This is a genomic window from Paenibacillus zanthoxyli JH29, from assembly GCF_000520715.1.
Classification (GTDB): Bacteria; Bacillota; Bacilli; order Paenibacillales; family Paenibacillaceae; genus Paenibacillus_AQ; species Paenibacillus_AQ zanthoxyli.
Window position 1 is genome coordinate 1 of sequence record NZ_ASSD01000633.1, and the last position, 1,834, is coordinate 1,834.

At 42.1% G+C, this 1,834-nt stretch carries 3 protein-coding genes; 2 read left to right on the top strand and 1 reads right to left on the bottom strand.

Features of this window, described 5'->3' with window-relative positions; translation table 11 throughout:
- Positions 1–195 (bottom strand): hypothetical protein (locus tag L691_RS33805; RefSeq protein ID WP_232229271.1); only part of this gene is annotated, 195 nt, incomplete at its 3' end.
- Positions 196–542: 347 nt separating this feature from the next.
- On the opposite strand from L691_RS33805, the gene L691_RS34105 reads away from it, so the two are divergent.
- Complete coding sequence (locus L691_RS34105) at positions 543–932, top strand: phage integrase SAM-like domain-containing protein (protein WP_332249114.1); 390 nt, start codon at positions 543–545, stop codon at positions 930–932.
- A complete protein-coding gene (locus L691_RS34110) occupies positions 889–1,383 on the top strand; it encodes a tyrosine-type recombinase/integrase (RefSeq protein WP_332249115.1) in 495 nt (164 codons plus the stop codon). Before L691_RS34105 ends, L691_RS34110 begins: the two co-directional genes overlap by 44 nt.
- The last annotated feature ends 451 nt before the right edge of the window (positions 1,384–1,834 follow it).

A 1,834-nucleotide genomic window follows, 5' to 3' on the forward strand; every position in this document is an offset into this window, starting at 1 on the left:
AGCAGACATCAGGCATCCACTATAGCGACGAAGCAAAATATTCAATTTTTCTACATTATAATAAAGAAAAGAGTGCGAGTATGCCGCCGCGGCGCTGCACATTTTTTTCATTGAAGTAACGTGCATAGGCTGATAACGAAGTTCTTTTCCAGTGAAGGGAGTATTTATGGAAAAGTTAAAGTAACTATTTGTCATTGCGATTGCAGCTGTTTCTGGTGAGGGGAAAACGACAATTACAAAACAACTTAAGGAAGCGTTAAAGAATTTCAAAGGACTATACTATGACGAATATGATTTCGATGGACCTGATGATATTATCAACTTGAAAATGGTGCAAATTATGATGAGTGGAACTTAGCTCCTCTTATTAGAGATTTGCAGTCTTTTCTTACCGAGTATTTAGACTATGTCGTCATAGATTTTCCTTTTGCCTATAAACATTTATTCCGCTAACGGGGAACGTTAGTTCACTACAGCAGGCAGATTAAAACCTCTCCTTAGAAGCAAACTAGATTTAATAGCTTCTAAAGGGAGGTTTTGTTATGAACTTAAGTGAGTTATGGAGTTTGTATGAGGCTGACAAACGCATTCAAGGGTTCAGTCCTAAAACATTAAAAGCATACGCCCTTCAGCACAAGATGTTGATGTTGGAGCTAGGCAATCTCAATGTCACAGAGGTAACGTCGAACATGCTGAAGGAGTACTTAGCAAAACAAGCAGTTCGTTTGAAGCCAAACAGCCTTGGTCATCGAATTCGTTTTGTTCGTTCTCTTTTCCGCTACGCTTATGAAGAGACATATCTGACTTCAAATCCTTCTCTAAAATTGAGAGAACCGAAATTAGATAAGCGCATTCCTAAGTTTTTGATTGAGGAAGATCGTCATACACTTGAAAATTTCATGTCAGTCACTCAGGGAAAGAGCGCTTCTTGAGTTTCTCTACAGCACCGGCTGCCGGGTTGGGGAGGTAGAAAAGATCAACATCGAGGATATTAACTGGGAGAACTGCTCAGCAATCGTTAATGGCAAGGGATCGAAGCAAAGAGAAGTTTACTTTACGACAGAGTGCAAAGTATGGTTAAAGAAGTACCTGTCCAGCCGTGAGGACTCCTGCAAAGCCTTATTCGTTACCGATACACATCCAACAAAACGAATGGCTATACCTACGATTAGATGGGCAATAAAACGGCTTGCAGATCGGGGAGAAATTGTGAACGTATACCCGCATCGCTTTCGACATACTTATGCATGCCAACTCCTTGATAATGGTGCCCCATTGGATTTCATCCAAGGAATGCTCGGTCATGAGAAGGCATCGACTACTCAAGTCTACGCACAGCTCCGCGGCGAACGTCGGAGAGAACTCTATCGACGATTTTTTTAGTTTGTATTGGCGGCGGATCAGCCTTTAGAATCCGTCGCTATTTAACTAAAGGGTAGGATAGTTTAAGATCATTCGCGCTGAACCGTATCATAAGTAAGGGCAAGTTTTTTGCGGAATTTCTTGTAAGCTATGGATTTGTATATATGTGTGCAGGTTCCGGACTATGGTAACGTTTGAAAAGGTACATAGGGCTATCGTATTTTGGAGCATCCTCGTTACATCCTATGGAAGGAAGAGATTCGCGAACGGAGGAGACTCCTCGAGGCGGGTAAGAAAAGTGTCAGAAGTGCCGATGGTGCTTGTCAGTGCTTCTTCTGACGGTACTTTTGCTTAGCAGAAAGAGAAGATGCTCTAGACAAGAATCGTGAAAGGGCACTTGTATCTGGCCAAAGAAAAAAGCCCCTCCACCTTGTCGGGAGGCCACTGAAAAAGGTTAGCTTTTGACTTTGTG

Coding starts and splice junctions, on each gene's coding strand:
- L691_RS34105 (WP_332249114.1), top strand. CDS start 543: ATGAACTTAAGTGAGTTATGGAGTTTGTATGAGGCTGACAAACGCATT.